The 6,439-nt window shown below is 62.3% G+C and carries 6 protein-coding genes; 4 read left to right on the top strand and 2 right to left on the bottom strand.

Annotation, left to right across the window (positions count from 1 at the left end; genetic code table 11):
- Positions 1-724: BamA/TamA family outer membrane protein (locus APH30_RS25595; RefSeq protein WP_156326684.1), on the top strand; the 724-nt coding region annotated here is incomplete at its 5' end.
- Between the two features lie 80 nt (positions 725-804).
- Here the strand turns inward: APH30_RS25595 and APH30_RS25600 are convergent.
- Together APH30_RS25600 and recQ are read right to left on the bottom strand one after the other, a co-directional pair.
- Positions 805-1,242, bottom strand: a complete 438-nt coding sequence (locus APH30_RS25600) for a MarR family transcriptional regulator (RefSeq protein WP_054914113.1) — start codon at positions 1,240-1,242, stop codon at positions 805-807.
- Between the two features lie 150 nt (positions 1,243-1,392).
- Positions 1,393-3,540 carry a DNA helicase RecQ gene (gene recQ / locus APH30_RS25605; RefSeq protein ID WP_054914114.1) on the bottom strand — a complete coding sequence of 716 codons (2,148 nt, stop codon included), beginning with the start codon at positions 3,538-3,540 and terminating at the stop codon, positions 1,393-1,395.
- A 241-nt stretch (positions 3,541-3,781) separates the two neighbouring features.
- On the opposite strand from recQ, the gene APH30_RS25610 reads away from it, so the two are divergent.
- From APH30_RS25610 to APH30_RS25620, 3 genes are all read left to right on the top strand, one after another.
- Positions 3,782-4,369 (top strand): YecA family protein, encoded by a 588-nt coding sequence (locus tag APH30_RS25610; protein WP_009683669.1) that lies wholly within the window; start codon positions 3,782-3,784, stop codon positions 4,367-4,369.
- 7 nt (positions 4,370-4,376) lie between these two features.
- Positions 4,377-4,742, top strand: a complete 366-nt coding sequence (locus APH30_RS25615; protein WP_009683670.1) for a YbaN family protein — start codon at positions 4,377-4,379, stop codon at positions 4,740-4,742.
- Between the two features lie 310 nt (positions 4,743-5,052).
- A complete protein-coding gene (locus APH30_RS25620) occupies positions 5,053-6,411 on the top strand; it encodes a TolC family outer membrane protein (RefSeq protein WP_009683671.1) in 1,359 nt (452 codons plus the stop codon).
- Positions 6,412-6,439: the final 28 nt, after the last annotated feature.

Here is a 6,439-nt window from a genome sequence, read left to right on the forward strand (position 1 = left end):
CGACAACGACCCGGTCGCCGAGTACCGCCTGGAGCGCTATGGCTTTGGCCTGAACGTGGGCCGGCAGATCGGCAACAGCGGCGAAGTGCGCCTGGGGGTTGGCAAGGCCTGGGGCGAGGCCGAGGTGCGCATTGGCGACCAGGACTTGCCCAAGGTCAGTTTCAACGAAGGCTTCTACGAGCTGAAGTACTCGTTCGACACCCTCGACAACGTGTATTTCCCACATCATGGCGAAGACATCGGCCTGACCTTGCGCAAGTACGACAAGTCGCTGGATTCCGACCAGGATTACCGGCAATGGCTGTTCAACCTCGACAAGGCCATCAGCAGCGGCCCGAATACCTTCGTGCTGGGCGGCCGCTACGGGCGCACGCTGGATGCCACCGAAGTGGTGACCTCCAGCTTCGTGCTGGGCGGGGCGCGGGAGCTGTCGGGCTTCCGCCAGGACTCGGTGTCGGGCCAGAACATGAGCCTGATGCGGGTGGTCTACTACCGCCGGCTGACGCCACGGGCGTATGTGCCGCTGGATTTCCCGTTGTACATCGGCGGTTCGCTGGAGCGCGGGCGGGCGTGGAACAACGACAATGCGTTCGACAGTGGCTACATCAATGCGGCGAGTATTTTCCTCGGGCTGGAAACGCCGCTGGGGCCGTTGAATTTCACCTATGGCACCAACAGTGCGCATGAGCAGGCGGTGTACCTGAACCTGGGGCATACCTTCTAGGCAGCACGTACAGGGCCCGGGCGGCGGGCCCGCCACGCCGAGCGGGCGGGCCGGCGAAAGGCTGCAGGGCAGCCCCTGCCTCAGGATTTTTCCAGGTTGCCCAGAATCTTGGCATGCACCCGCATGCACACCTGCAGGTCGGCTTCATCCACCCCGCTGAACAGTTCGATGCGCAACTGGTTGGCGATGGTCTCGATCTGTTCGATCAGCGGCTTGGCCGGCGGGCACAACACGATCTTCTTCGCCCGCCGGTCTTCCAGCACCGCCTGGCGCCGTACAAGCCCCTGGGCCTCCAGGCTATCGAGCAGACGCGCCAGGGTCGGGCCTTCGACACCCACACTCTGGGCCAGCTCACGCTGGGTCGGGGCGTCTTCGAAGCGGGCCAGATGCAGCAACACCAGCCAGCGCGCCTGCGACAGATTGAGCCCGGCCAGGCGGCGATCCAGTTCGGCACGCCAACCCCGGGACATCTGGGCCAGTTGCATGCCGAAGCGGTGTTGGTTGTCGGTTAGAGGCATAGGTAACTCATCGAGTAGATCTAATTATTAGGCAGCTAACCATGCCCCGCCCCATGAGGCAAGGCTCGGCCAGGGTGACGTGGGCGAAAATCGTCAAAAAGCATGACAAAGGTCAGCAGATGGCGCATGAGCCTGCGAACAGGCGCAGGCCTACAGCTCGAACTCGGCTGCCAGTGCCGCGCGTACGCAATACAGCACCCCTTCCGGCACTCGCCCGGTAAACAGCGGGGCAATGGTCGCAACCGGCGGCAGCTCGCCCTCGCCATCGAGGAAGGCGTCCTGCACCTCCATCAGCAGGTCTTCTGGCAAGTCCAGCGCCTGGTCCAGGCTCAGCTCCTGGCGCCCCAAGGCCTCGGCCAGCAAGCTGTACACATTCTTTTCGCTGCAGTTGAGCTGCCCGGCGATTTGCGCTGGGGTCATGCCGGCGCGGGCCAGGCTGACCAGCTCATGGCGCAGGTCGAGCACCACCTTCGGCGCCTCGCGGGTGCCGCCGTTGTCGTTCAGTACCTCAAGAAACGCCTGGCCATAGCGTTCCAGCTTGCGCGCGCCCACGCCGCTGACCTGGGCCATGTCGCTGAGGCTGACCGGCTGGCTGCGCAACATTTCCAGCAACGTTGAGTCGGGGAAGATGACGTACGGCGGTACGCTGTGTTCCTCGGCCAGCTTGCGCCGCAAGGTGCGCAATGCCTCCCACAATTCCCGCTCTTCGGCCCGCACCAGTTGGCTGGCCGGGCTGCCGCCACTGGACGACGAGCTTTTGGCAGTGATCTGCGGCTTGAGGTCACGGCGCAGTTGCAAGGTGACTTCGCCACGCAACAGTGGCCGGCAGCTGTCGGACAAGCGCAGGCCGCCGTAGCCCTCCAGGTCGATGTCGACCAGCCCGCGCGCCACCAGTTGGCGGAACAGCGAACGCCATTCGGCTTCGGCCAGGCCTTTGCCCACGCCGAAAACCGACAGCTTTTCATGGCCGAAATTGCGCACCTTTTCGGTGTCCTTGCCCAGCAACACGTCGACCAGGTGGCCCACACCATAGCGCTGGCCGGTGCGAAACACCGCCGACAGGGCCTGGCGCGCCGGCTCGGTAGCATCCCAGGTCTGGACGTTGTCGACGCAGTTGTCACAGTGCCCGCACGGCTGCTCGAGAATTTCATCGAAGTAGGCCAGCAGCGACTGGCGGCGGCAGCGGGTTTCTTCGCACAGCGCCAGCATGGCATCGAGCTTGTGCTGCTCGATGCGTTTGTGGCGTTCGTCCCCTTCGGAGTTCTGCAGCATCTGCTTGAGCATGACCATGTCCTGCAGGCCATAAGCCATCCAGGCATCGGACGGCAGGCCGTCTCGTCCGGCACGGCCGGTTTCCTGGTAGTAGGCCTCAAGCGACTTGGGCAGGTCGAGGTGGGCCACGAAGCGTACGTTGGGTTTGTCGATACCCATGCCGAACGCGATGGTGGCGACCATGATCAGCCCCTCTTCGTTGAGGAAGCGGTGCTGGTTGGCGGCGCGGGTTTCGGCCGCCAGGCCGGCATGGTATGGCAGCGCCGGGAAGCCCTGCTGGCAAAGGAAGGCGGCGGTTTCGTCGACCTTCTTGCGCGACAGGCAATAAACGATGCCGGCGTTGCCGCGGCGCTCGGCAAGGAACGCCATCAATTGCTTGCGCGGCGCTTCCTTGGGCACGATGCGGTAGAAGATGTTCGGCCGGTCGAAGCTCGACAGGAAGCGCTCTGCGCCCTGCAAGTGCAGGCGCTGAACGATTTCTTCGCGGGTACGCATGTCGGCGGTGGCGGTAAGGGCAATGCGCGGAACATGCGGGAACAGTTCGGCCAACTGGCCCAGTTGCAGGTATTCGGGGCGGAAGTCATGGCCCCATTGCGAAACGCAGTGGGCTTCGTCGATGGCGAACAGCGAGATATCCAGGTCGCGCAGGAAATCGAGCATGCGCGGTTGCACCAGGCGTTCGGGTGCCAGGTACAGCATTTTCACTTCGCCACGGCGCAGGCGCCCGGCCAGGTCCCGCTGCTGCTCGGCCGTGAGCGTGGAGTTCAGGGCGGCTGCGGCTACGCCCAGCTCGTCAAGCGTGGCGACCTGGTCGTCCATCAGCGCGATCAGCGGCGAGACCACCACGGTCAGGCCTGGGCGCAGCAGGCCCGGCACCTGGAAACACAACGACTTGCCGCCGCCAGTCGGCATCAGCACCAGGGCGTCGCCACCATTGGCCACGCATTCGATGATCGCTGCCTGGCGCCCTCGGAAACTGTCGTAGCCAAAGATGTCCTTGAGAACGCGCTGAGCCTGTTCGAGCATGTGCAACTCCAAATCGCCGTACCACCCTGCACACAGGCTGGACGAAAAACCCGCCCCGCACACGCCAAATGCGTAAGCGGTTTTTGCCAGGCCGCCGGTAAAACCGCGCCTGGATGAAAATCGCGGAGTATACCGCAGCACCGCCCCGCGCAGGGCACCACCGCGATAGACGTTCCTTTGCCCCGCTGCCGCCGCAAGGTGCTAGAATTCGTTATCGTTTATTCCCCAAGGTAGCCCTGTAATGTCCTTCGCCGAGCAACTGACCCGCCTGCAAGCCTTCCTCGACGCCGACGAGCTGCACGAAGAAGCGCTGGACTATGTCGCCGCCCACGGCTACCTCACCGCGCTGTCGATCAACGCCGAAGACGTGCCCGAGCGCGAGTGGATCGACGCCCTGTTCGCCGAAGAGCCGCACTACAGCAGCGAAGCCCAGCGCACCGAAATCGAGGCGACCCTGGTGGCACTCAAGGCCCACATTGCTCGTCAGCTGGCCAGCGACGATGAATTCGAACTGCCCTGCGACCTCGACCTGACTGACGAGCCGGACGATTCCGACCTGCGCGGCTGGTGCATCGGTTTCATGGAAGGCGTGTTCCTGCGCGAAGAGGCCTGGTTCGAGAACGCAGAAGAGGAAGTCAGCGAAATGTTGCTGCCAATCATGGTGGGTTCGGGCCTGTTCGACGAGCAGCCGGAGTTCGCCGACATCGCCAGCAACGCCAACCTGCAGGACGACATGATCGTGCAAATTCCCGAAGCGCTGACGGCACTGTTCCTGCTGCTGCACGCACCTGACGAAAAGCCGGCGCTGCTCAAGCCACGCCACCACTAAGCCAGCTGTGCGCTACCTGCTGCTGGCCATCGGCTGGCTCAGCGTCGCACTGGGGGTGTTGGGGATATTCCTGCCGGTATTGCCTACCACCCCGTTTCTTCTGTTGGCGGCCGCCTGCTTCGCTCGCAGCTCGCCACGCTTTCACCACTGGCTGGTCCACCACCCCAAACTGGGGCCGTGGATTCGCGACTACCTCAGTGGTGAAGGCATTCCCCTCAAAGGCAAGGTCTACGCCATTGGCCTGATGTGGGCCAGCATCGGGCTGTCCTGCTACCTGGTGCCGTTGTTCTGGGCCCGCGCCTTCATGTTGACCAGCGCCGTGCTGGTAAGCCTGTACATCCTCAAGCAAAAAACCCTGCACAGGCCAAAGTGACAATAATTTGTCGCCAAATATCACTTTCGCCTAACCCGCCCAGTATTTAGCCAAATTCGTTCTGGAACCGCCTGAAGGCCTTGAGAATATTGGCTTTACCGATATTTGACACGCAACCTGATGGCTACAAAAAAAGCCTCTGTTAGACATTTCAGGTATTTAATTTCATTTTGATATGAATAAATCTTCTTATCTATCGCGATGAATGTACTTAGCTGTCAGGTTAAAAACCTGCAACACTATACGCAATAAATAATCGTCATTTTTTTGGCGAGCAGCAGGACCAAATTCAAGATCAGGGAGATGTACCATGCGCGTTTTGAACCCCATCACCACCGCATTACTGTTGGCCCTGGCGAGTGCCAACGTGCAGGCGATGTCGATCACCGAAGCCGTCCAAAGCGCCGTGGACTATCACCCACAGGTCAGCTCCAACCGTAACAGCAAGCTGTCGGCCGATGAGGACGTGAAATTCGCGCGTGGTGGCTACTTCCCTACCGTTGACCTGGTCGCGGGCTACGGCCGCCAGCGTTCGGACAACACCACAACCCGTGCCGCGGGTAACCACAACAAAGAAACCCTGAACTACACCCAGTCCGAGCTGCGCCTGCGGCAGATGATCTTCGACGGCTTCAACACCGCGAACGAAGTGGGCCGGACCGAAGCGGTTTCCACCTCGCGTGCCTACTACACCCAGGCGGTTGCGCAGGATGTCGCCCTGCGTGCGATCGAGGTGTACCTGGAGGTACTCAAGCGCCGTGAACTGGTGGCCCTGGCCAGGAACAACCTGCAAGCCCACCTGCGGGTCAACGACCAGATCGGCCTGCGTAACGAGCGTGGCGTTGGCAGCACGGCCGACCTTGACCAGTCCCGCGCCCGCCGCGCCCTGGCAGAAAACAACCTGGACACTGCCGAAGTGGACCTGGCCGACGCCGAGGCCAACTTCTTCAGCGTGATCGGGCGCATGCCAGACGAGCTGGAAAGCCCGCCCACCATCAAGGCCGAGGTGCCTGCCACGCTTGAAGAGGCCCGTGATGGCATGCGCCAGAACAACCCCTACATCAAGTCGGCCCAGGCTGATGTAAATGCGGCCGAGCAGCAGTACGAGGTTGGCAAGTCGACCTTCTACCCACGCTTCGACGCCATTCTGGCCACCGGTGCCAACAACAACACCGGCGGCGAGAAAGGCCACAACAACAACGACTGGCAAGCCGGCGTGGAGATGAACTACAACCTGTTCCGCGGCGGCAGTGACAAGGCTCGCCTGCAATCCGACGCGCACAAGATCAACCAGGCCCTGGACATCCGCAACAACGCCCTGCGCGAGCTGACCGAAAACCTGAGCCTGGCGTGGAACGCCATGAACAACGCCAGCAAGCAGCTGCCGACCGCGCGTGAATACGCCGAAACCACCAAGCGCGTGCGCGCCGCCTACCAGGACCAGTTCGGCCTGGGCCAACGCACCCTGCTGGACGTGCTCGACAGTGAAAACGAACTGTACAACGCCGACCGTCGCTACACCGAAGTGCGCTACACCGAGGAGTACTCGCGCTACCGGGTGTTGGCGACCATGGGTGAATTGCTCAGCAAGCAGCGTATTTCGCTGCCGCCAGAGGCGCTGGCCGCGACCGAAGTCCGTACCGAGGCACGCTTGCCCGAGATGCGTTGATCGGGCTTGAGATTGCTGGGGCCGCTGT

The sequence above is a fragment of the Pseudomonas sp. NBRC 111127 genome (assembly GCF_001320345.1).
In the GTDB taxonomy this organism is placed as follows: domain Bacteria; phylum Pseudomonadota; class Gammaproteobacteria; order Pseudomonadales; family Pseudomonadaceae; genus Aquipseudomonas; species Aquipseudomonas juntendi.